The organism is Rhizobium sp. MHM7A, from assembly GCF_005862215.1.
GTDB lineage: Bacteria > Pseudomonadota > Alphaproteobacteria > Rhizobiales > Rhizobiaceae > Rhizobium > Rhizobium bangladeshense.
Map to the genome: position 1 here is coordinate 142142 of NZ_VCHT01000017.1, position 22752 is coordinate 164893.

Annotated in this window: 21 protein-coding genes; 17 read left to right on the forward strand and 4 right to left on the reverse strand. The window is 60.4% G+C overall.

What is annotated here, in order from left to right; translation table 11 throughout:
- Positions 1 to 21: 21 nt before the first annotated feature.
- On the forward strand, positions 22 to 183 hold the full coding sequence (locus tag FFR93_RS41110) for a hypothetical protein (protein WP_171049305.1): 162 nt from the start codon (positions 22 to 24) through the stop codon (positions 181 to 183).
- Positions 180 to 1202, forward strand: a complete 1023-nt coding sequence (locus FFR93_RS34675; protein ID WP_064706059.1) for a glycosyltransferase family 2 protein — start codon at positions 180 to 182, stop codon at positions 1200 to 1202. The genes FFR93_RS41110 and FFR93_RS34675 overlap by 4 nt, the downstream gene beginning before the upstream one ends.
- Positions 1203 to 1554: 352 nt before the next feature.
- Here FFR93_RS34675 and FFR93_RS34680 read toward each other — a convergent pair whose 3' ends face one another.
- Positions 1555 to 2664, reverse strand: a complete 1110-nt coding sequence (locus tag FFR93_RS34680; RefSeq protein ID WP_064706174.1) for an acyltransferase — start codon at positions 2662 to 2664, stop codon at positions 1555 to 1557.
- 249 nt (positions 2665 to 2913) lie between these two features.
- Between FFR93_RS34680 and FFR93_RS34685 the strand changes: the two genes are divergently transcribed.
- The 15 genes from FFR93_RS34685 to nuoG all read left to right on the forward strand — a co-directional run bounded on the left by FFR93_RS34685 (position 2914) and on the right by nuoG (position 20135).
- Positions 2914 to 5232 (forward strand): membrane-bound PQQ-dependent dehydrogenase, glucose/quinate/shikimate family, encoded by a 2319-nt coding sequence (locus FFR93_RS34685; RefSeq protein WP_138396503.1) that lies wholly within the window; start codon positions 2914 to 2916, stop codon positions 5230 to 5232.
- A gap of 521 nt (positions 5233 to 5753) precedes the next feature.
- Positions 5754 to 6254, forward strand: a complete 501-nt coding sequence (locus FFR93_RS34690) for an NADH-quinone oxidoreductase subunit J (RefSeq protein ID WP_064693265.1) — start codon at positions 5754 to 5756, stop codon at positions 6252 to 6254.
- Positions 6254 to 6556 (forward strand): NADH-quinone oxidoreductase subunit NuoK, encoded by a 303-nt coding sequence (nuoK, locus tag FFR93_RS34695; RefSeq protein ID WP_064693264.1) that lies wholly within the window; start codon positions 6254 to 6256, stop codon positions 6554 to 6556. The genes FFR93_RS34690 and nuoK overlap by 1 nt, the downstream gene beginning before the upstream one ends.
- 5 nt (positions 6557 to 6561) lie before the next feature.
- Positions 6562 to 8025 (forward strand): monovalent cation/H+ antiporter subunit D family protein, encoded by a 1464-nt coding sequence (locus FFR93_RS34700; RefSeq protein ID WP_138396504.1) that lies wholly within the window; start codon positions 6562 to 6564, stop codon positions 8023 to 8025.
- A complete protein-coding gene (locus FFR93_RS34705; RefSeq protein ID WP_138396505.1) occupies positions 8022 to 8276 on the forward strand; it encodes a hypothetical protein in 255 nt (84 codons plus the stop codon). The genes FFR93_RS34700 and FFR93_RS34705 overlap by 4 nt, the downstream gene beginning before the upstream one ends.
- A complete protein-coding gene (locus tag FFR93_RS34710; protein ID WP_138396506.1) occupies positions 8269 to 10044 on the forward strand; it encodes a Na(+)/H(+) antiporter subunit D in 1776 nt (591 codons plus the stop codon). The genes FFR93_RS34705 and FFR93_RS34710 overlap by 8 nt, the downstream gene beginning before the upstream one ends.
- An 8-nt stretch (positions 10045 to 10052) precedes the next feature.
- Complete coding sequence (locus FFR93_RS34715; RefSeq protein WP_138396507.1) at positions 10053 to 11528, forward strand: NADH-quinone oxidoreductase subunit M; 1476 nt, start codon at positions 10053 to 10055, stop codon at positions 11526 to 11528.
- Complete coding sequence (locus FFR93_RS34720) at positions 11525 to 12964, forward strand: NADH-quinone oxidoreductase subunit N (RefSeq protein ID WP_138396508.1); 1440 nt, start codon at positions 11525 to 11527, stop codon at positions 12962 to 12964. The genes FFR93_RS34715 and FFR93_RS34720 overlap by 4 nt, the downstream gene beginning before the upstream one ends.
- A 128-nt stretch (positions 12965 to 13092) precedes the next feature.
- The gene (locus FFR93_RS34725) at positions 13093 to 13458 is read left to right on the forward strand and encodes an NADH-quinone oxidoreductase subunit A (RefSeq protein WP_064693258.1); all 366 of its coding nucleotides are present in this window, start codon (positions 13093 to 13095) and stop codon (positions 13456 to 13458) included.
- Positions 13446 to 13949, forward strand: coding sequence for an NADH-quinone oxidoreductase subunit B (locus tag FFR93_RS34730; protein ID WP_064693257.1), 504 nt, complete (start codon positions 13446 to 13448; stop codon positions 13947 to 13949). The genes FFR93_RS34725 and FFR93_RS34730 overlap by 13 nt, the downstream gene beginning before the upstream one ends.
- A complete protein-coding gene (locus tag FFR93_RS34735; RefSeq protein ID WP_138396509.1) occupies positions 13946 to 14482 on the forward strand; it encodes an NADH-quinone oxidoreductase subunit C in 537 nt (178 codons plus the stop codon). Before FFR93_RS34730 ends, FFR93_RS34735 begins: the two co-directional genes overlap by 4 nt.
- 29 nt (positions 14483 to 14511) lie before the next feature.
- The gene (gene nuoD, locus FFR93_RS34740; protein ID WP_064693255.1) at positions 14512 to 15726 is read left to right on the forward strand and encodes an NADH dehydrogenase (quinone) subunit D; all 1215 of its coding nucleotides are present in this window, start codon (positions 14512 to 14514) and stop codon (positions 15724 to 15726) included.
- Positions 15727 to 15742: 16 nt separating this feature from the next.
- A complete protein-coding gene (gene nuoE / locus FFR93_RS34745) occupies positions 15743 to 16252 on the forward strand; it encodes an NADH-quinone oxidoreductase subunit NuoE (RefSeq protein ID WP_064693254.1) in 510 nt (169 codons plus the stop codon).
- Between the two features lie 4 nt (positions 16253 to 16256).
- The gene (nuoF, locus tag FFR93_RS34750; protein ID WP_064693253.1) at positions 16257 to 17522 is read left to right on the forward strand and encodes an NADH-quinone oxidoreductase subunit NuoF; all 1266 of its coding nucleotides are present in this window, start codon (positions 16257 to 16259) and stop codon (positions 17520 to 17522) included.
- A 33-nt stretch (positions 17523 to 17555) separates the two neighbouring features.
- Complete coding sequence (gene nuoG / locus FFR93_RS34755) at positions 17556 to 20135, forward strand: NADH-quinone oxidoreductase subunit NuoG (protein ID WP_138396510.1); 2580 nt, start codon at positions 17556 to 17558, stop codon at positions 20133 to 20135.
- Positions 20136 to 20209: 74 nt separating this feature from the next.
- Here the strand turns inward: nuoG and FFR93_RS34760 are convergent, their stop codons facing one another.
- From FFR93_RS34760 to nuoH, 3 genes are read right to left on the reverse strand one after another with little or no spacing between them, the layout of a single operon-like run.
- The gene (locus FFR93_RS34760; RefSeq protein WP_064706075.1) at positions 20210 to 20650 is read right to left on the reverse strand and encodes a CBS domain-containing protein; all 441 of its coding nucleotides are present in this window, start codon (positions 20648 to 20650) and stop codon (positions 20210 to 20212) included.
- Positions 20651 to 20695: 45 nt separating this feature from the next.
- Positions 20696 to 21262, reverse strand: coding sequence for an NADH-quinone oxidoreductase subunit I (locus FFR93_RS34765; protein ID WP_064706076.1), 567 nt, complete (start codon positions 21260 to 21262; stop codon positions 20696 to 20698).
- Between the two features lie 10 nt (positions 21263 to 21272).
- The gene (gene nuoH / locus FFR93_RS34770; RefSeq protein ID WP_064706077.1) at positions 21273 to 22274 is read right to left on the reverse strand and encodes an NADH-quinone oxidoreductase subunit NuoH; all 1002 of its coding nucleotides are present in this window, start codon (positions 22272 to 22274) and stop codon (positions 21273 to 21275) included.
- Positions 22275 to 22752: the final 478 nt, after the last annotated feature.

Genomic DNA, 22752 nt, shown 5'->3' on the forward strand with positions numbered 1-22752 from the left:
TGGTCCGACCCGAAAATGAAGATGCGCGTTATCGAACCCAGCCAGATCGACCTGAAAATCGATATCGTCGCTTCCCGCGCGGTCCCCCACCGCCAGCGGGAATTGGTCCGCGCTGCTTCCGTCGGACTTATCGAAGCAAGGCTATTCATTCCGGGAATGGACAATATTCAGGACGGATCATGAGTTATCGGGCTTCGGTCGCCAGTATCTCGCATTATGCAAAAGCTCGCCTGCGTCGGTCGCTGAAGGCTCGGCAGGTGCGCTACGACCTGATGCGTAGCGGGCTCCGGCAGGCGCGTCACGTCGTCATCTGCGTCATCCGTGACGAAGGCCACCGGCTGGCATTTTTCCTGCAATATTATCGCGATCTCGGATTCGAGCACTTCATCTGCATCGACAACGGCTCGACGGATGGAACGGCCGAATTGCTGTCCAGCTTCGATGATGTCTCGCTTCTTTCGGCACATGGCTCCTACAAGGCGGCAAGATTCGGAAATGACTGGATCAACGGGGTCATCAACCGGCACTGTCAGGAGAAATGGGTCCTTTATGTCGATGCAGACGAGTTTCTGGTCTATCCGCATTGCGACACCCGCCCAATCGATCAGTTGACCGCCTATATCGAATCCACTGGCGGCCATTCCCTCCGCTCGGTCATGATCGACATGTACAGCCCGCGTCCCGTTCTCGAAAATATATGTGAACCCGGCCGCAACCCGCTCGAAGTCTGCAATCTTTTCGACAGATCCGGCTATGTCGCACATTTTGACGAACGCAACGGGACGATATGGATCAAAGGCGGCGTCCGCGGACGCATCTATTTTCGCGATCGGCTCTGGGACGGACCGGCGCTCAACAAGATCCCTCTCGTATATGTGACAGGTGAACGGCTGTTTCTCAAATCATCGCACCAGGTCTGGCCGCTCTCGCTGAATCTGGGCAACATGCGCGGCGCGCTCAGCGTATCCGGCGCCCTTCTCCATTTCAAATTCCTGTCGACCTTCGTGCACAAGGTTGCCGATGCCGCGCACCGTTCTCAGCATACGGAAGAATATACCGTTTACTCCTCCGATAAGGACATGGGCGACTTCGTCTGTAACGATACGGGCACCTACACAGGCTGGAAGGACTTGTCCGATCACGGGCTCATCCAGGGCGAAGGCTGGAAATACTGGCAAAACATCTCCGGGAGCGAAATCTAAACAATCCAGGCAAAATAGGCAGCGGTTCGGCGCAGCAACAAGCATGAGAACGGGCTTCGACCCTGCCCCCCTTGCGCGGCCATCCGGACCAAGCCTCAACGCTACCGATGCCGGCTCCATCGGAATTTCCGCCGCTCCGCTTTCATTCTCGAGGCGAAGCCCTAAGGGAGAGGCTGCTCTCCGCTTCGTACCAGTTTAAATGGTTGAGGCATCATGCGATCGGCGAAGCCTTTCATCTGTGATAATTGCACCGCATCGGCCACCAGGGCTCGAGGCCGCGAATCCCGATATCTCTCTGCCGGTCAGGCACCCTCGCTCAAGGGTCAAAGTACCGGAGGGGCGGGCGAAAAACCTATTTCGAAACCGCGCCGGCCAATTCCCGTCTTGTGCCGCGTTGCAGGTAGAGGTTCTCGAGCCAGGTCACCTGCTTCCTCAATTCCAACGCCGGCTTTTCGATGAATCGCCACGAAAGGGCGGCAAAACAAGTGACAATGATGCTGCAGACGATCCCATTCAGCCACCAGTTATGCGCCCAGGGTCCGAGCGCGACGAAGGCCTGCTGGATGGGATAGCCGTAGAGGAATACGCCGTAGGAATAGTCCGCCCCCTGAAGCAGTGCGAGCTTGCGGGGCGAGGTGAGGCCGAGAAAGACCGTTACATATCCAATAGCCGGAATGGCAATGAAATCTCCAAACGGGGTGAACCAGTAAGCCCACAATACGACGGCAACAGAAGCGATGAAGATGCGCACGTCCCACAGAATCTTGTCCTTGTAGAGATAGATGGTCACACCCACGAGGAAGGAGCCGATCAGTAGATTCCCCGACGCGGTCGTAGGCATGGATGCCCAGTTGCTTTCATGCTTCCAGTATCTTGCAAGCCCAAAACCCACGATCAACGCCGTCGTCGCGACAAGCGCAATCACGCGCCGCCTGACCACGCCGAGCAGGAAAAGCACGGCGATCGCGACGTAACATTCAAGCTCGAAAGGCACGGTCCAGAGCTGCCCATTCACCATCGCGGCGTCAGGATTGCTCAGGAACACCCCCGGAAGATTGAAGTGAATGTGCCCGGTGACGTTCAGCAGATATGTAAAAAACTTGGGGTCGGTGAAGTAGTTACTGAGGTCATACTCGGTATAGATCGCTCCCAGTATAAAAGCAGCCAGCAACACTTCCACTGCGAGAGCGGGGTAAATACGGATAAATCGATTGCCAAGAAAGGAGATCAATGTCTTCGACCGCACGAGACTGCCAGCAACCAGGAACCCGCTCAGCGCAAAGAACATCGGCAGCACAGACTTGATAAACGGACGCAGGGGCGTTTCCCACAAAAACAGATCATCTCCATAGGTGACGCGAGCCGTGTGTATCCAAAGCACCGAAAAGGCCAACAGCAATCGCATGTAATCGAATCCTGTCGGCCGCCCCTTCGCCAAATCAAGTTTTTCGCCGAGTACCATCTGTGCCCCTTTCGGAAGTTTTGACGCAATCGCAAATCGCAAGCTTTTGCCGCCGACCATCTCAAGCATCATTGCCGGCTCAGGGACACGTGTCAGTGACCACAGCTACATCAGGAATAATTTGAGGAGACTGCCCCTCTTCAGGACGAATACCTGACCATCGCTCCAATCGCCCCGTGCTGCCCGAGGCGACGCTCGATGGTCGGAGACGAATGCAGGCGCTCGGGTAGCGAATTGGATGAGGAGACGATGAAACATCTGGCCGCTCTATACTGTATCGTTCTCGCCTTTATCGGATTGGGCTTGACGGGAGGCGGCGCTTTGCTGCTCAGCCTCGGCGGCTCGCCCTATTACGCAATCACAGGAATTGCCTACTTTGTAGCCGCAGTTCTGCTATGGCGCCGGAAGCCACTGGGCGCACTCCTTATCCTGCTTGTCGCCGTTTTCACTCTCCCCTGGGCAATATGGGAGTCTGGCACCAATTTCTGGGCGCTCTTCGCACGCCTGATGTCCCCCACCGCGGTGGCGGGATTTGCGCTTCTCTTCGCACCAGCGCGGTTGCCGACCGCCAACCGAAAGCTCTTCCACGGCGGCGCTCTGCTTGCCGCCATTCTGTTTGCTGCGGGCTTCAGCCTTGCTTTCACGCCCCACGAGGTGATCCGCCCCTCCGGCGACACTCCTGCCTACAAGACGGCCAAAGGCGACAACTCACCCTCCGATTGGACGTCTTATGGCCGCAGTACCGCGGGTGATCGCTATTCCCCATTCGATCAGATCAATCGCGGCAATGTTGCCAGGCTCGATCTTGCCTGGACATATCGCACTGGAAGAGGCGACGGCGTCGATCAGAACACGCCTTTGCAGATCGGCGATACGGTCTACACTTGCACACCGACGGATGTGATCGCAGCCCTTGATGCCGATACGGGAAAACCCCGCTGGACCTTCGATCCCAAGGCGTCGGCGCCCTATTGGCAGCGCTGCCGCGGCCTTGGCTATTACAAGATGCCGGAGCAAAGCCGGTCGCCCGACGGCCTATGCAATGAGCGCCTGATACAGACGACGATCGATGCGCGCCTCATCGCGATCGACAGCAAGACCGGTGCACCATGTACGGGCTTCGGTGACAACGGCACCGTGCAGCTCTCTCAGGGCATGGGTGAAATCAAGACGGGCTACTATTTCCAGACATCGGCTCCGCTGATTGCCCGCAACCTGATTGTCATCGGAGGCTGGGTCACGGACAATCAGGAGGTCGGCGAGCCGTCAGGCGTCATCCGCGCATTCAATGTGGTGACCGGCGAGCTCGAATGGGCATGGGACCTCGGCAATCCTGCGATCACAAAGCTTCCGCCGGAAGGCCAGACCTATACGCGCGCCACGCCCAATATGTGGACGACAGCCGCCTTCGACGACAAGCTCGGCCTCATCTATGCCCCGCTCGGCAATACTACGCCGGATTATTATGGCGCCAATCGCCCGGCTTTCGCCGATCAGTATAACGCGACATTGGTGGCCCTCGATGTGACGACAGGCCGGGAGAGATGGAAATTCCAGACCGTGCATCACGATATCTGGGACTATGATCTGCCGGCCCAACCGCTGCTGATCGACCTGCCGGATGGCAATGGCGCCACCGTGCCGGCTATCTTGCAGACCACCAAACGTGGGCAGCTTTTCCTGCTCAACCGTCAGACGGGCCTTCCCCTCGCCGAAGTTCAGGAAAAGCCGGTCCCGCAGACGGGAGGCGCGCCGGAAGAGAAACTGTCGCCGACGCAGCCTTATTCCGTCGGCATGCCGACGATCGGTGCGGAACGCATCACGGAGCAGAGGGCATGGGGCCTGACGATGTTCGATCAGCTGGCCTGCCGCATCGCCTTTCGCAAGATGCGCTACGACGGTGATTTCACCCCCATCGGCACCCATCCTGCAATTCAGCAGCCGGGAAATCTGGGCGGCCTCAACTGGGGAAGCGTCTCGCTCGACCTCCCCAACAACCGCGTATTCTTGAACGATATCCGCGTACCCAGCATCTTCGCGCTCGTTCCGCGGGCCGATTACGTCGATTTCGCCCTCGTCACGACCGCGCACGGTCCCTCCGCCCCGCAGCGCGGCACGCCCTATGGAATGACGACCGAGAAATGGACGTCGCGATTGCGCATTCCCTGCACGCAACCGCCATGGGGCACGGTGACGGCAGTGGATCTGAACACGCGCAAGATCGCATGGCAGGTGCCGGCCGGTACTGCCGAACAGCTCGGGCCATTCAAGGTAAAGATGAATTTACCGATGTCGATGGGATTGCCGACCTATGCTGGCACATCGGCGACTGCGGGCGGTATCGTCTTCTTTGCCGGTTTCCAGGACTATTACATCCGCGCCTATGACGCCGAGAACGGCAACGAGCTTTGGAAATATCCTCTGCCGGTCGGCTCGAGTGCGACGCCGATGACCTACGTCTCACCGAAGACACGCAAACAATATGTTCTGGTCTCGGTTGGCGGAGCAGCAAATTCGACTGAAGTCGGCGACTATGTGCTCGCCTTTTCCCTGAAAGACGGGGATTAGTCGGCCGATCACACGAAGCCACATGACGCGACTTGGTCGTGCCAGGAGCGATCCCGGGCATCTCAAGCATGTGGCTGATCCGCTTGCGAAGACTGTCCCTTAAGATCCTGTGCGACGAGCTATTGCCAGCGCGGCTTAACGCCAAGCCCCTGGCGGGCTTTGGAGGGAGTTTTTGAGAATCGGTTGCGGGGCCTGATAGCAGAGAGACTTGCAACTTCGGCCGGAACAGCCGGTGTTATTTGGAAGAAATTTCCCGCTACGCCGTAACAAAACGTCAGTACCGAACCGGCTAAGCCCCATTTGCCTATGGAACAGTAAAATCGGTACGACCCTATCGAAAGCGCGCTGGGCAAGCGACCTTCGCCACATCCGGGCCGACTCGATCTTACTCCCCGATGACAATAATCTTGTGAAAAATCCGATACTAGGGCACAATTTGCGAAGGCATCTGAAGTTGCGGCGCAGTCTCGAATCCGGCCGTCTCGCGCCGAGTGGCAGTTCGCGTCGGAGGGTCGGCGTCGATGGATCAGGGGTTTTTTCTTCTGTTCGCTGCGGTATCCGTGATCACGGCCCTGACGGTGGTCCTGGCGCGCAATCCGGTTCACAGCGCATTGGCGCTGATGGCGTGTTTCCTGCAGGTCTCGGCAATCTTCGTCTTGCTCCAGGCACCGTTGCTCGCGGTCATCCAGATCTTCGTCTATGTCGGCGCGATCATGGTCCTGTTCCTGTTCGTGATCATGATGATCGATGTGCGCGAAGCGGTGTTGCAGCGGTTCTTGCCAGGCGGCAACCTCCCGGCTCTGGTACTGCTTGTCCTGCTCGGGGCCGAGATGCTCGTGCTGGTGCTCTGGAGCAACCGCTTTTCGGTCATGGAGCCCGTCGCGATGCGCGGCGGCGATGACGTCAGGCAGCTTGGCACAGCACTTTTCGCCGACTATCTCCTGCCGTTTGAAACCGCCTCCGTAATCCTGCTGGCGGCCTTGGTCGGCGCCATCATGCTGGCGCGGAAGGAGCAGGGGTGATGGTTCCGCTCTGGTGGTATATTGCGCTCGGAGTGGTCCTGTTCGTGATCGGAGCGGCGGGCGTGCTGCTCAGGCGCAATATTCTCATCGTGCTGATGTCGCTGGAGCTGCTGCTCAACTCGGTCAACATCAATTTCATCGCTTTCGGGCGTTACCACGCCGATTTCCGCGGACAGATCTTCGCGATCTTCGTCATCGCAATCACCGCGGCGGAAGTTGCCGTCGCCCTCGGTATCCTGGTTGCCCTCGTGAGGAACAAATCCACCCTCAAGATCGACGACGTGACGGTGATGAAAGGATAACGGCTTTGGACCCGGTTGTATCGATCCGGCCATTGCTTGCCATCGCCGTCGCCGGTCTGGCGGCCCTCGCAGTTCTCCTTTTGAATAACCGCGAGAGACTTCGCGATCTGGTCTCGCCATTGGCCGCGATCGCCATGCTCGCGATTGTCTTGTCGATGGCGCCCACGGTGCTGGCGGGCGGAACGGTCGAATTGCGCCTGTTCGAGATTCTGCCAGGGATCGACTTTGGTTTCCGGGTCGATGCGCTCGGCATGGTGTTTGCCACCGTCTCGTCGCTGCTGTGGATCGTGGCGGCGATCTATTCCATCGGTTATATGCGGCATTTGAACGAGCATGCGCAGACCCGGTTCTTCGCCTGCTTCGCCAGCAGTCTTGCCGCCGCCGCCGGGGGCGCGTTCGCCGCCAATCTGTTTACGCTGGTGATCTTCTACGAAGTGCTCAGTCTGGTTACCTATCCGCTCGTCTACCACCACGAGGACGAGGAGGGATGGAGGGGCGGCCGCAAGTACCTCGTCTATCTGATGGGCGCCTCGAAAAGCGCGCTGCTCGCCGCACTGGCGCTGACCTACCATATTGCAGGGTCGCTCGACTTTGTCGCGGGGGGGCTGCTGGCGGGGAGTGATGCCTCGGCGGCGCTGCTGACGGTCGTCTATTTCTGCTATCTTTTCGGCTTCGCCAAGGCCGCTGTGATGCCGATGCACGCGTGGCTGCCCGCCGCGATGGTCGCGCCGACACCGGTCAGCGCGCTTTTGCATGCAGTGGCAGTGGTCAAGATGGGCGTGTTCTGCGTGCTGCGAGTGGTGTTCCATGTCTTCGGCACGGGGCTGGTGGGTGGGCTGAGCCTCGGCATCGCCACGGCCTATCTCGCTTCGTTCACGATCCTGATGGCGTCGGTTTACGCCCTGACGCGGGATGACCTGAAGGCCAGGCTTGCCTATTCGACGGTCAGCCAGCTCTCCTACATCGTGCTAGGCGCGGTTCTGTTGTCGCCGGTCGCGATGGTCGGCGGAATCATCCACATCGCGGCGCACGCATTCTCCAAGATCACGCTCTTTTTCTGCGCCGGCTCGATCTATTGCGCTTCGGGCAAGCGCAACATCAGCGACATGGCCGGTATCGGCCGCAGGCTGCCCTGGACGATGGGGGCATTTTTCATCGCTTCGCTGAGCATGATCGGCATACCGCCGACCGCCGGCTTCGTCAGTAAGTGGTATCTGGCGGAGGGCGCCGTGGCGGCGGGAGAGACCGCGTTCCTGGTCGTCATCCTGGTGAGCTCAGTCCTGAACGCCGCCTATTTCCTGCCAGTCAGCTATGCCGCCTTCTTCCAGGCGGAGAAGCAGGAGAGCCGGGCGAAGGTCCGTGAAATTCCACTGGTGACGATTCCGCTGGTCGCGACGGCGATCCTGTCGGTGCTGATGGGGATTTTTCCCGGCTATTTTCTCTTCCTGGCAGATGGAGTGATCCGATGATCAAGCGTGTCGTCGACTTCTTTGGTGCCGAGCAATATGCGGGGCCGCGCCGCCGACTGTTCTACCTCGTGCTCGTCATGATCGTTGTCGCCGACTTTCTGGTCTCTCGCGAACACGCCGAATATCCGTGGGACCGCCTGCCGGGCTGGTCCGCCCTCTACGGCTTCGTCTCCTGCGTCCTGCTTATCTTCGTTTCCAAGTTTCTCGGCCATCGGGTCGGGCTGATGCGGCGCGAGGACTATTATGACTGACTTCATTCATCCAGCTCTGCTGTTTATTCTTGGTGCCCTGCCGATCCCTTTCCTCAGCGGCTCGGTCCGCAAGGCCTATCTGCTTCTGATCCCTGCGCTGGCAATCCTTGCCGTGGTTGCGATGGAGCCGGGCAGCTACGGCGAAGCGCGGTTCATCGGACAGGAGATCCTGATCGCGAAGGTGGACAAGCTCAGCATCGTCTTCGCCAGCGTTTTCACCATCATGGCGTTGATCGGCATGGTCTACGCGCTGCATCTGACGGATGCCGGCCAGCACGTGGCGGCATTCGTTTATGTCGGCAGCGCACTTGGCGTGGTGTTTGCCGGTGACTACCTGACCCTCTACCTGTTCTGGGAGGGCATGGCATTCGCCTCCGCCTATCTGGTCTTCGCGCAGCGTGGTGGGCCGGCGATCCGGGCCGGGTTCCGCTACCTGATGGTCCATATCACCGGCGGCGTCGTCCTGCTCGGCGGCATCATTTCCCACGGGCTCGCCACCGGTTCACTGCTTTTTGGCCCGATCGCGGGGGCCTTCACCAACGGAGGAATGGGGGTCGGCGACTACCTGATCCTCGCCGGCTTCATCCTCAACGCGGCCGTGCCGCCGCTCAATGCCTGGCTGACCGATGCCTATCCGGAGGCGACCGTCACCGGGGCGGTGTTCATGAGCGCGTTTACCACCAAGACCGCCGTCTATGTGCTGGCGCGTGCGTTTCCGGGGACCGAGCTCCTTGTCTGGCTTGGCACCATCATGGCGCTCTACGGCGTCATCTACGCAGTGCTGGAGAACGATTGCCGGCGGCTTCTCGCCTATCACATCGTCAGCCAGGTGGGCTATATGATCGCGGGTATCGGCATCGGCACCGAGATGGCGGTGAACGGAGCCGCCAGCCATGCCTTCGCGCATATCCTCTACAAGGCGCTGCTGTTCATGGGTGCCGGTGCAGTCATCTACGTCACCGGGCGACGCAGGCTCACCGAGCTCGGCGGGCTTTACAAGACCATGCCGCTGACCGTGGCGCTTTACATGGTCGGCGCTTTCGCGATCTCGGCCTTCCCGTTCTTCTCGGGGTTCGTCACCAAATCGATGGTGATAGCGGCTGCAGGAGCGGATCACCGCGCACTGGTGGTGCTGGCGCTGACCATGGCATCGTCCGGGACCTTCCTGCACACTGGCCTCAAGCTTCCCTATTACATGTTCTTCGGAACGGACCGGAAACTGGAGGCGCGGGAGCCGCCGCGCAACATGCTGATTGCCATGGGCATGGCGGCGGTGCTCTGCATTGCGATCGGGGTGTTCCCTCAGCCGCTTTATGCGCTTCTGCCCTATCCGGTGGATTTCGAACCCTATACGGGTTCGCACGTCACGGAGAGCCTCGGGCTGCTGATGTTCACCGCCCTGGGGTTCGTGCTGTTCCTCTGGGCCCTCGATCCCGAGAACACGATCAGCCTCGACACCGACTGGTTTTACCGCAAGGGTGCGCGGGCCTTCATGTGGCTCGCCGAACGGCCGCTGGCGCGCTATGAGCAGGTGGTGAGCAATGTCTCCGAGACCGCGGCGCTGCCCTTGCTGCGCGGCGCGGCGCGGGCAGGACTCCGACTCGATCTTGCCGGCGTGGATGCCGTTGTGAATGGCATTGCCCGCTCGATCCTGTACGGCGGCGGGCGGCTCAGGCGGCTCCAGACGGGTGTCGTGACCCATTACGTGCTAGCGATGATCGTCGGTCTTATCGCAGCCACCGCCGTCTTCGTCGTGGCGTGGCGGTAGGGGGTGCAATGGGCTTCCCGCTGCTCAGCCTCATCATATTCACACCCGTTGTCGGGGCCGCGGTTCTGATGTTCCTGCGCGGTGACGATGCGGTGCGGTGGACTGCGCTCTCCTTCACCGTCCTCGACCTTGCTCTCTGCATCGCCATGCTGGTCGGCTTCGACACCATGACCCATGCAATGCAGTTCACCGAGACGCGTCCCTGGGTGCCCGCGCTTGGGATCAATTATGCGCTTGGCATCGACGGAATCAGCGCGCTCTTCGTGTTCCTGACCGCACTGTTGGGGTCGACTTGCGTGCTCGCCTCCTGGGTCGCGATCGACCGCAAGGTGAAGGAATTCATGATCTGCCTGCTCATCATGCAAGCGCTGATGCTCGGTGTCTTCTGCGCGCTCGATCTCTTTCTTTTCTACGTCTTTTGGGAGGCGATGCTGATCCCGATGTACCTCATCATCGGTGTTTGGGGCGGCGAGGGTCGGGTCTATGCGGCGATCAAGTTTTTCCTCTACACGCTGGCGGGCAGCCTTCTGTTCCTCATCGGTGTCATCGTGCTCTATTTCTACGGTGGCAGGACCTTCGATATCCTCGCCTTGACAGAGCAGGACTTGCCGTTCCGGATCCAGTCCTGGCTGTTCTTCGCCTTCCTGATCGCCTTTGCGGTCAAGGTGCCGATGGTGCCGGTCCATACCTGGCTGCCCGACGCCCATGTGCAGGCGCCGACGGCAGGCAGCATAATTCTTGCCGGAGTGCTTCTGAAGATGGGCGCGTACGGATTCCTGCGGTTCTCGCTGCCGATGCTGCCGGAGGCATCGATGTATTATTCGACGCTGATGCTGGCGCTTTCGGGGCTTGCGATCGTCTATGGCGGGTTGCTCGCGCTGGCACAGGACGATCTGAAGAAGCTGGTGGCTTATTCCAGCATCAGCCACATGGGCTTCGTGACGCTGGGGATTTTTGCGCTGAATCTCCGGGGGCTTGAGGGCGGCATCCTGCAGATGTTCAATCACGGCGTGACGACAGGCGCCTTATTCCTGTTCGTCGGGCTGATTTACGAGCGGACCCATACCCGCAGCATCGCCGAATATGGCGGATTGATGAAGGTGGCGCCGGTCTACACGACGTTTCTGGCACTGTTTACCCTGTCATCGATGGCGCTGCCGGGAACGAATTCGTTCGTCGGCGAGTTGCTGGTGCTGTCAGGCGGGTTTGCGGCCAACATGGTCGCCGGCTCGGCCGCCGTTTTGGGTGCATTACTCGGGGCTGCCTATCTGCTCGGCATGTACGGGAAAATCGCGCTCGGCCCGGCCAGCGTCGGTACCCGGTTGAAGACACGCGACGTGAACGCCCGTGAGATGGCTGCGATCCTTCCGCTGGCCGTCTTCGTCCTCTGGGTTGGGCTCTATCCGAAACCGTTTCTCGACATCATCGATGCCTCGGTGAAGCATCTGCTGACGCACGTGCATAGTAGGGGGAGCAGCCCATGACCGCCGCCGCGCTTTTACAGTCGGCCCTGGCGAGCCTGCCCGAGATCGTGGTGATCACCGGCGCCTGCATCCTGCTGATCCTGGGACAGTTTGTGCGAAGGGGACAGGAACATTTCCTTGTCTGGGCGTCTGTCGCGATCGTATTGATTGCCGCCTTGGCGACACTCATGCTGGCAAGCGAGGTACGGCCGGCCTACACGGGCATGTTCGTCGCCGACCGCTTCTCGGTCTTCTTCAAGTTCGTTTTCTACCTAGCCACCGTTCTGACATTCCTCCTTTCGCTAAAATATGCCGATATCGAAGGGATCGGCAGCAGCGAATATTATGTCCTGCTGCTCTTTGCGCTTTCCGGCATGATGATCATGGCCTCGGCGACCGATCTCCTGTCGATCTATGTCGGCCTCGAACTGATGGTGATTTGCACCTATGTGCTGACCGGCTTCCTGCGGCTTGAGCGGCGGTCCAACGAAGCAGCGCTGAAATATGTAATCCTCGGCGCGGTCTCGACCGGGATTTTCCTTTACGGCGTTTCGCTGGTCTACGGGCTCACCGGCACAACGCAATTGGACGGGATGGCTGCGGCCGTGACTGGCGATCCGCTCGATCCAGGTTTGTTGCTGGCAGTGGTCTTCATCGTCGCGGGGCTGGTCTTCAAGGTCGGCGCGGTTCCCTTCCACATGTGGCTGCCGGACGTTTATGAAGGCGCGCCAACGACGATCACTGCCTTCATGTCGGTAGGCCCCAAGGCGGCGGGGTTCGCGGTGATCCTGCGGGTGTTCCTCAACCCTCTGGTCGCAGCCTCGGACGTCTGGATCATCGTTGCCGTCATTGCGGTGGCGACGACGGCGCTCGGCAGCTTGGTGGCGCTGGTGCAGGACAATTTCAAGCGTCTCCTGGCCTATTCCAGCATCGCCCATGCCGGCTTCGCCATTTTCGGCGTAGCCGCTGGCGGCGCCGATGGGATCGCCAGCGTAATGCTCTATCTGCTGATCTACGCAATCATGAATCTAGGCATTTTCGGCGCTGTCATCATGATGCGGAACGGCGATTTCTCGGGCGAGGTCATCGAGGACTATGCGGGTTTCGCCAAGTCACATCCGGGGCTGGCGCTTCTGATGCTGCTCTATCTCTTCTCGCTGGCCGGCATTCCGCCGACCGCCGGGTTCTTCGCCAAGTTTTACATATTGGTCGCCCTCGTCGAGCATGGTTTCGTCATGCTGGCGATAATCGCCGTGCTGCTCAGCGCCGTCGCTGCTTATTTCTACATCCGCATCGTCATGGTGATCTACATGCGCGAGCCGAAGAGGGCGTTCGCCCCGGCGCTGACGCCTCTGGTGGGCGCGACACTCGCCGTCACCGCCGCCGGTACCATCGGCATCGGCCTATTTCCGTCGTGGTTCCTGAAGCTTGCCCAAGATTCGGTCCTTGGCGGGTGAGCGATTGGATTTGCAATGATCACACCGACGGAATAGACTTGGAGGCAGAGAAAGGATTGCCCAGTCGCGCCGTGGCGTGATCGACTTACCCGTTCGGGATGAGGTCGGCGGGCAACCGGTGCAGTGATATGACTGCAATGGAATTCTTGCCGGTTCTTTTCATGATCGCCGGAGTCGTTCTGGTGGCGGGCGTGACGTTGTTCGTTTCCTCGCTGCTGCGCCCATCCAATCCCTATCCCGCCAAGAACATGCCTTATGAATGCGGCATGGACGCAGCAGGCGAGGCGGCGGCGGGCCGCTTCAGGGTGCCGTTCTTTATCCTCGCGATCCTGCTGGTCGTTTTCGATGTCGAAGCGATGTTCCTCTTTCCCTGGGCCGTCGTCCTGAAAGAGATCGGGCTGGTCGGCTATATCGAGATGTTCATCTTCATATTGCTGCTTCTCGTGGGCTTCGCCTACGCCTGGCTGAAAGGAGCGCTGGAATGGGAAGCGTAAACAACGCGATCCGCGACAGCGTGCTGTTCACCACCGCCGACAGCATCATCGGTTGGAGCCGGAGATCGGCGCTGTGGCCGGAGACCTTCGGCATTGCCTGCTGCGCCATCGAGATGATCTCGGCCGGTTGCGCCCGCTACGATCTCGACCGGTTCGGCGTGGTGTTCCGCCCTTCGCCGAGACAATCCGACGTCATGATCATCGCCGGCACCGTGACTCGGAAATTCGCGCCCGTCGTGCGGCGACTTTATGACCAGATGCCGGAACCGCGCTGGGTGATCGCCATGGGCACCTGCGCTATTTCGGGCGGGGTCTACAACACCTATGCCGTGGTGCAGGGATCGGAAACCTTCGTGCCCGTCGATGTGCATGTGCCTGGCTGTCCGCCACGGCCCGAGGCGTTGATGCACGGCTTCCTCCTGCTTCAAGAAAAGATCAAGCGGTCCCGGGCGCTCGCGGGCACACCTCTGGATCGGGTTATAGCGTCATGAGTGTGGAGCCGTCCCTCAATCGCGCTCCGATCATGGAGCGCTTCGGAGAAACGATCGAGGACCTCGGCACTGCCCACGGTATCGACGCTTTTGCCGTTCCGCCCGGGATGATCGTCGAGTTCTGCCGGCTCCTGAAAGAGCATCCGGCGCTGCAATTCAATTTCCTCTCGGACATTTGCGGCGTCGATCATTATCCCGAAACGCCGCGGTTCGAGGCGGTCTACCACCTCTATTCGCTGCCCAACAGGTGGCGGGTCCGCATCAAGTGCCGACTTGGCGATCCTCCTGAAGTGCCTTCGGTCATGGCAGTCTGGCGTACCGCCAACTGGCATGAACGTGAGGCTTGGGACATGTATGGTATCCGGTTCGAGGGACATCCCGATCTGCGCCGGATCTACATGTGGGAAGGCTTCGAGGGCTTCCCACAGCGCAAGGATTTCCCCCTCAGGGGCTATAAGGACAAGTTGAACCCCTTCGGTGCCGAGGGTCCGCCGCCAACGCAGCCCGACCTTGCCACCAGGGACATTCCGTAAGGGAGGCCGTTCTACGCCGGAACGTTGAGATGACTGAAGTCACCGAGCTCAGCAGGCCCGAGGGTGAAGCGCTCAATACCAGGGAAGTGCTTCTCAACCTCGGTCCGCAGCACCCCAGCACCCATGGTGTTCTTCGGCTCGTCCTCGAACTCGACGGCGAGTTCGTCGAGCGCGTCGATCCGCATATCGGCTATCTCCATCGCGGCACCGAAAAACTGGCGGAGAGCTTCACCTATACCCAGATTTTCCCGCTGACGGATCGGCTCGACTATCTCTGTCCGCCCTCGAACAACCTCGCCTTCGCGCTGGCGGTGGAGAAACTCCTCGGCATAGAAGCGCCGATCCGCGCGCAATATATCCGCGTGATGATGGCCGAGCTCGCACGGATCTCCGGTCACCTCCTGATCACCGGCGCGCTGCCGATGGATCTCGGCGCCATGACCGCGCTGCTTTACGTCATGCGCGAGCGCGAAATGATCATGGATCTCCTGGAAATGATAACCGGTGCGCGCATGCACACGTCCTTCTGCCGGGTCGGCGGGGTGCGCGAGGACCTGCCTGACGGGTTCCTCCCCAAGATCCGGGAGTTTTGCGATATCTTCCCGAACCGGATCCGCGACTATGAGCGACTGCTCGAAGATAACCGCGTGTTTCTCAATCGCACGAAGGGGATCGGCGTGATCTCCGCAGAGGATGGCGTCGATCTCGGCCTCAGCGGCCCGAACCTGCGTGCTTCCGGTGTCGACTGGGACATCCGCCGCGACGAGCCCTACGAGATCTATGACCGGCTCGCGTTCAACGTCATCACCCGTGACGAGGGCGATTGCTATGCACGCTGGCGATGCCGTGTCGATGAGATGCGCGAGAGCATAGGGATCATCGAACAATGCATCGACCAGATGCCTGAGGGGCCGTTCCAGATCGACATGCCGACAATCGCCTTCCCGCTGGACAAGGATCGGGTGCACTGCTCGATGGAGGCGCTGATCCAGCATTTCGACCTTTCGGCTTACGGCTTCAAGGTGCCGAGGGGCGAGGTCTATTCGGCAATCGAGGCGCCAAAGGGTGAGCTTGGCTTCTACATCATCAGTGACGGGTCGCCAAAACCGTTCCGCATGAAGGTGCGGGCCCCCTCGTTCGTCAATCTTCAGGCCCTCTTCGGGGTCACCAACGCCCGCTATCTGGCGGACATGATCGCCGTGCTCGGCAGCCTCGACCCTGTGATGGCGGAGGTGGACAAGTAGCAAGGATTTGAATGCGATGACCATGCGTGAAAAGATCGAAGAGGCGGCGGCGCGGTATCCCGACCAGCGCTCTGCGATCATGCCCGCGCTCCTGATCGCCCAGGAAGAACATGGCCATCTGCCTGGGCCAGTGCTGGAAGAGGTCGCCGATATTCTCGGAGTCGAGCGGATCTGGGTCTACGAGTTGGCGACCTTCTATACCCTCTTCCATACCGAACCGGTGGGGATGTTCCACTTGCAGCTCTGTAACAATGTTTCCTGCATGCTGTGCGGATCGGAGGACCTGCTGGGCCATCTGGAAACAGTGCTGGGGATCAGGAAAGGCGACACCACCCCGGACGGGCTGTTCACGCTTTCGACGGTCGAATGCCTCGGCGCCTGCGAGATGGCGCCGGTGATGCAGGTCGGCGACGATTACCACGCCCACCTTGATGTGATGCGGATAAACGCACTGCTGGACCGTCTGCGGGCGATAGCGGGAGCCGCGAGCGTCGAGCGCGCCTCTGCGCGGGTGCCTTGGGAGTAGCGCCATGTTCGAGCCGGTTCTTCTCAAAAATGTCGATGTTGCGGATGGTCATTTGGTGTCGACCTACGAGGCTGGCGGCGGCTATCAGGCGCTGGCGAAGGCGCTGCGCGAGTACACGCCTGACGAGGTTATCGACCTCATCAAACGGTCCAACCTGCGCGGTCGCGGCGGTGCCGGATTCCCGACGGGCATGAAATGGGGCTTCGTGCCGAAGCGCACCGGCAAGCCGACATATCTGTGCTGCAACGCCGATGAGGGTGAACCGGGCACGTTCAAGGACCGGATCATCATGGAGCGCGACCCGCATCAACTGATCGAGGGGCTGGCGGTAAGTGCCTACGCGATTGGGGCCGAAACCGCCTATGTCTACATTCGCGGAGAATATGTGGCGGCGATCCGTCGTCTGGAGCAAGCGATCGCCGAGGCCCACGCAAAGGGCTATCTCGGAAAGCGCATTCTGGGCTCGGATTTCAATTTCGCGGTACACATCCACTGCGGCGCCGGCGCCTATATCTGCGGCGAGGAGACTGCAATGCTCGAGTCGCTCGAGGGCAAGCGGGCGCAGCCGCGATTGAAGCCGCCGTTTCCGGCCGTGGCCGGGCTCTACGCTAGCCCGACTGTGATCAACAATGTCGAGACGCTGGCCTGCGTGCCGCACATCGTTATGCGGGGGTCGGACTGGTTTCGGGGTATCGGCCCGGACAAGAGCCCCGGCCCGAAGCTCTACTGCCTCAGTGGGCAGGTGCGCAAACCCGGCCTCTACGAGTTGCCGATGGGCATACCGCTCCGCGAGCTGGTCGAGGAACATGCCGGCGGAGCCTTGCCGGGACGCAAAATCAAGGCAGTGATCCCAGGCGGGGTCTCAGCGCCGGTCATCCCTGAGCACGGCCTGGAGGTGAGGATGGATTTCGACTCGCTGGCTGCCGCCGGCTCGATGCTCGGTTCGGCTGGCGTTATCGTGATCGACGATCGCACCTGCATGGTTAAGGTCGCCACCAGGATCGTCGAGTTCTTCCACCATGAGTCCTGCGGCAAGTGCACGCCCTGCCGGGAAGGATTGAACTGGGTCGTGAAGGTCCTGCGCCGGGTTGAAGGCGGGGATGGCGCACCCGGCGATCTGGAGCAGCTGGATATGCTCTGCAAGGGCATATTCGGCAACACGTTTTGTGCCTTGGGTGACGGTGCAGCGATGGGATTGCGGGCGGCACTTGCACATTTCCGAGATGAATTCGTCGCCCATGTCGAGGAGCGGAGGTGCCCGTTCCACTGAAGGAGTGTGCTGGATCAGAGTTGCGAGGAAACCATGCTTAAAGTCACGATCGATGGACAAACGCTGGAAGTTGAGGCTGGCGCGACAGTGTTGCAGGCCGCCCGGCGTTTGGGCACTGATATCCCGACCTTTTGCTATCTGAAGCGTCTGCCGCCGCTGGCCTCCTGCCGCATGTGTCTGGTGGAGATCGAGGGCCTGCGGCGGCTGCAGCCGTCCTGTGCCACTGCGGTCACCGATGGAATGGTCGTGCGGACGAATACGCCTCTGATCGAGGAAACGCGCTCTTCCATGCTCGACATGCTGCTCGCCAACCACCCCCTTGACTGCCCGATCTGCGACAAGGGCGGCGAATGCGAGCTTCAGAACATGGTGATGGCCTATGGGCCCCGGGAAAGCCAGTTCCGCGATGACAAACGTGTGTTCCACTCCGAGGACATTCGCCTGAGCCCGGTTATCATCATGAACGTCAACCGCTGCATCCAGTGCCAGCGCTGCGTCCGTATGTGCGAGGAAGTCGTCGGCGCGGTGGCGCTGGGTACCGTCGAAAAAGGCATGGATACCGCCGTCACGGGCTTCGAGGGCAGTCTGGCGAGTTGCGACCAGTGCGGCAATTGCGTCGAGGTGTGCCCGGTCGGCGCGCTGATGAGCTTTCCCTACCGCTACAAGGCGCGCCCATGGGATCTCGTAGAGACCGACACGATCTGCCCGCATTGTGGCACCGGTTGCCAGCTGACAGTGGGCACGCGCAAGGGCGAGTTCATGCGGGTGCGCTCGAAGTGGGACGACGGCGTCAACCACGAAACTCTCTGCGTGCGAGGACGCTTCGGCCTCGATTTCGTTGCAAGCCGGGACCGGATCAAGCAGCCAATGATCCGTCAGGATGGCGCCCTGGTTCCGGTTTCCTGGGACGAAGCGGGGGATTATCTGCGCCGGCGACTGGTGGCTGTCGAGAGCAAGGATGCCGGCGGGCTGGCCTCGCCTCGCCTGCCAAACGAGGTGCTTTATCAGTTCCAGAAGCTGATGCGAACAGTATTCCGGACCAACAACATTGATTGTTCGTCACGCTGGGCCGCGCCCTTCGACATGCTCGGTCCGCTATTGGGAACTTTCTACAGCCGCACCCCGCTGGACGATGTAATCGGCAACGACTGCATGCTCGTCGTCGGCGGCAACGTGACCGAGGAGAATCCCGTCCCCGAATACCTGCTGCGAGACGCCGTGCGGCGGCGGCGGGCCGGATTGCTGATGCTTTCGGCGCGGCCCTCGCGTCTGGACGCCGATGCCAGGGTGGTGGTTCGCGTGCCGCCGGGCGGAGAAGCGGCGAGCCTTGCGGCGGTGGTAACCGCGCTCATGGCGGCGGCCGGTCAGACCTTGCCGGGCGACGCATTTGCGGACATCGGTGCGACGATCGGCAGGCCGGCAGCGGGCACCGGCAGCGACGGGGCGGATCGTCTGGCCACCGCGCTCAAGGAAGCCCGTAGCGCCACCGTGCTTGTCAGCGTCGACCTCCTGAGATCACCTGAAGCGCGCGCGACGCTGCTGCAGCTCAACAACCTGCTGCAGATTCTGCGCCTGCTAGACAAGGGCCCGGCGATGCAGTTTCTCTTCGACCGTGCCAACCAGATGGGCGCATGGGACATGGGTGTCTTGCCGGCGGCTCTGCCGGGGCTGCGGGCGGTCGCCGATGATGCAGCGCGCGCAGCTCTTGCACGAAACTGGGGCGCCCAAATCCCGTCTGAACCCGGCGCGAATCTCGACGCCATGCTGGAGCTCTGCGTCGGTGGCCGGATGGGCACGCTCTACATCGTTGGAACCGACCCTCTGGTCGCCTATCCCGACCGGGACTTTGTGACGCGGGCGCTTGGCACAGCTGATCTCCTGATCGTGCAGGACGCGTTCCTCACGGATACGGCGGGCATGGCCGAGGTCGTCTTGCCCGCGGCGGGCTATGGCGAGGAATCCGGAACGTTCACCAACAACGAGGGCCGGATCCAGAATGTTCGCAAATTCCGTGAGCCCGTTTTCGAGGCGCGAGGCAATCTGGCGATTATCGACTTCGTCGCGGCGCTACGCAACCAGGCGCTGCGGCCATCGACGCAAGGCGAAATTTTCAACGAGATTGCCCGGCTCGTTCCGGCCTATCAAGGGTTGACGCAGGACGGACTTGGCGCCGACGGCGCATTCACCAGGGCGGTGCCAACATTATCGGCTGGCGTGTTCCTTGCGCCGCCATCCGTTCCAACAGCAGCCGACCGGCTCATGCTGATCACCGGCGACTGCCTGTTCCACAACGGATATCTTTCCGAACGGTCGGACATGCTGAACACGGTCGCCAACGATCCCTATGTCACAATGAGCGCGCAGGATGCTGCGGAGCTTGGCTTTTCGGATGGCGATCAGGTAACCGTGCGTTCCGGCCAGGGCGAACTGACAGCGCAGCTCAAGGTCGACAGGCGGTTTCCCAAGGGTCTCGTCTTCGTTCCGGAAAACTATAGAGCCTTGCGTCTCAACAGCCTACTGCGTCGGGGCGAATATCCATGCGCGGTGGAAGTCCAGAAGGCGCATGCCACTCTTGACGTCGACCACCCAGGCCGGATCTGGCGCGGGGTTTGAAGAGTTGGGATCGGCACCGCAAGGCTCCGCGGGCAAGCTGCCCACCCCAGCGTCATCACATCGAGTTGGCGGTGTCAGTGATACCTGGCCCCGCATATGTAATCCTGCAGCTCCTGCTCTGTACGCTGCGCTTCGTCGAGCCGGTGCTTAACCACATCTCCGATGCTGACCACGCCGACAACGTTGCCTCCATCCGTGACCAACACATGGCGCGTACGCCGCTGGGTCATGATCCCCATCGCAATGGGCAGCAAATCTTGTGTCGAGCACGTCGCCACGTTGCGGTTCATGATGTCCGCGACCCGCATCGCCGCCGCCGCGGCCCCGTATTCCGCCATCGCATTGCAGCAATCCCGCTCCGACAGTGTACCGAGGTATTTGCTGTTTGAGCGGCTCACGACGACGAAGCCGATATTGTTGTCTCGAAACAACCTCAGTACCTCCACCATCGTCTGATCGGGGGCGACTGCGATGACACCGACACCCTTGTTCTTCATGATTTCACCGACAAACATCTGAGCCTCCTGTTTGAGCGCTTCGGTTTGATGGCTGGCGCGCGTTCATGTTCGCCGGATATTCCGCCACCAGTTGTAGCCCTGCGTCTCTTTCGTCTCGACAAGTACGTCCTTCTTCGTATTCAGGCGCGCGGCAACCACGCCGCCGCCGGTTGCCGCCTTACCCGGCTTGGCGAGCAGATCGTCGCGCCCGATCACCAGGTCCGCGGAAGAAAAACTGGAAAATTCGTATTGTTGCCCGAGCGCGATTGCATCCGCCGGGCAGGCGTCCTCGCACAACCCGCAGAACAGGCAGCGTGCTGTGTCGATTTCAAATTTCGCCGGGTGCCGGTTGCCCTTCTCGTCCTCGTACGGGACGACTTCAATGCAGTCGCAGGGACAGATCCGCGCGCAGAGTTCGCAGGCCACGCACTTGATCTCGCCCTCCTCATCACGCTTCAGAAAGTGATGCCCGCGGTAACGCGAGTAGGGCAACCATTTTTCGTTGTCGGGATACTGCATGGTCACGGATTTGGCGAACAGATATCCCAAGGTCAGAGCCAAGGCATTCGCCAGATCGGCGAAGAACGCCCAGCCAATCCATGTTCCAACTCTGTCCTGCGCGCGCGACATCGCCGCCTCGCTATGGAGCCGTTAAGGCCCCTAAAAGTACGCCAGTTATAATTATGTTCGCCATCGACAGAGGAAGCAAGACTTTCCATCCGATCGCCATCAACTGGTCGTAGCGGTAGCGGGGGAAAGTGAAGCGGAACCAGATGAACACATAGACGAAGAACGCGACCTTGAGAGCAAACCACAGGAGCGGTGGCAAGGGAATCAGAACGCCGTTCCAGCCGCCGAAGAACAGGATCACCATCAAGACCGACAGAAGCAATACGATGGCATATTCGCTGACCATAAAAAAGGCAAAGCGGATACCGCTGTATTCGGTATGGAACCCGGCCCCTAGATCGCCTTCCGCTTCCGCGAGGTCGAAGGGAATGCGCTGCGCTTCGGCCAATCCGGCGACGAAGAACACGAAGAATCCGACCGGTTGGTAGACGATGTTCCAAACATCGGCCTGCGCCCGCACGATCTCGAGAAGGCTCATGGATTGCGCCAGCATGACCACGCCGATGACCGCGAACCCCATCGGGATTTCGTAGCTGATCATCTGCGCGCAGGTTCTGAGGCTGCCCAGGACAGCGTATTTGCTGTTCGAGGCCCAGCCGCCGAAGATGACGCCATAAACCTCGATCCCGATCACCGAGAAAACGAAAAGGAGCGCCACATTCATGTTGGAGACGTAGAGCGTGATCCCGTGGCCGAGGACCGAGACAGTTTCGCCGAAGGGGATCGCGACGAACACCACAAACGGCGGGACGAGGGCCAGGATCGGCGCCAGTTTGAACAGGAACCGGTCGGCCTCGCCCGGTATGTGATCCTCTTTCGTCAGGAGCTTGATTCCGTCCGCAAGCGGCTGCAACAGCCCGTGCCATCCCACGCGCATCGGCCCCATCCGCTGTTGCATGTGCCCGGCGACCTTGCGTTCCAGCCAGGTGAGCGGCAAGGGTAGCAACAGCAGGATCGCAATCAGGAATGCGACCTTCAAGACGATCAGGCCAAGGGCGACGATAAGTTCCATGATCCGGGCTACTTATTCATCGGGTTGAAGCGCGCGACCGGGCTTTGGCTCCGGCTCTACAATGAGCACTGCGCGCACTTGTCAGGCTACATGGTACAACGGCGACGCACCTCATACAATGCCGTCGCCGTTATGCCCTCGCTGGGCATGATGCGTTCGGGCAGGAAGTTTCAAGAAGAGTAGTTCGCCGTGCAAGATGAAGGCTGCGCGTTTTCGCCGGTGCACACCGGCCATATTGCGTATCAAAGACCGCAGAGGCTCTCATCGCGCCGGATGAAAGGTCCGTGGCAGGTCAGCTGGCGTCATCCGAGGAGTTGAACACCCTGCAGAAACGCAAAAGCTCCTCGAGGTTTACGTCGAGGAGCTTTCTGTCAAGCGACTTGCGTCGGTAACTTTGCAAGTTGATTGGTTGCGGTGGAGGATTTGAGGGTTTTTCTGTCCCGCGGCGTCGGCTTTGCCTCCTTGCGGGCCCCTGATG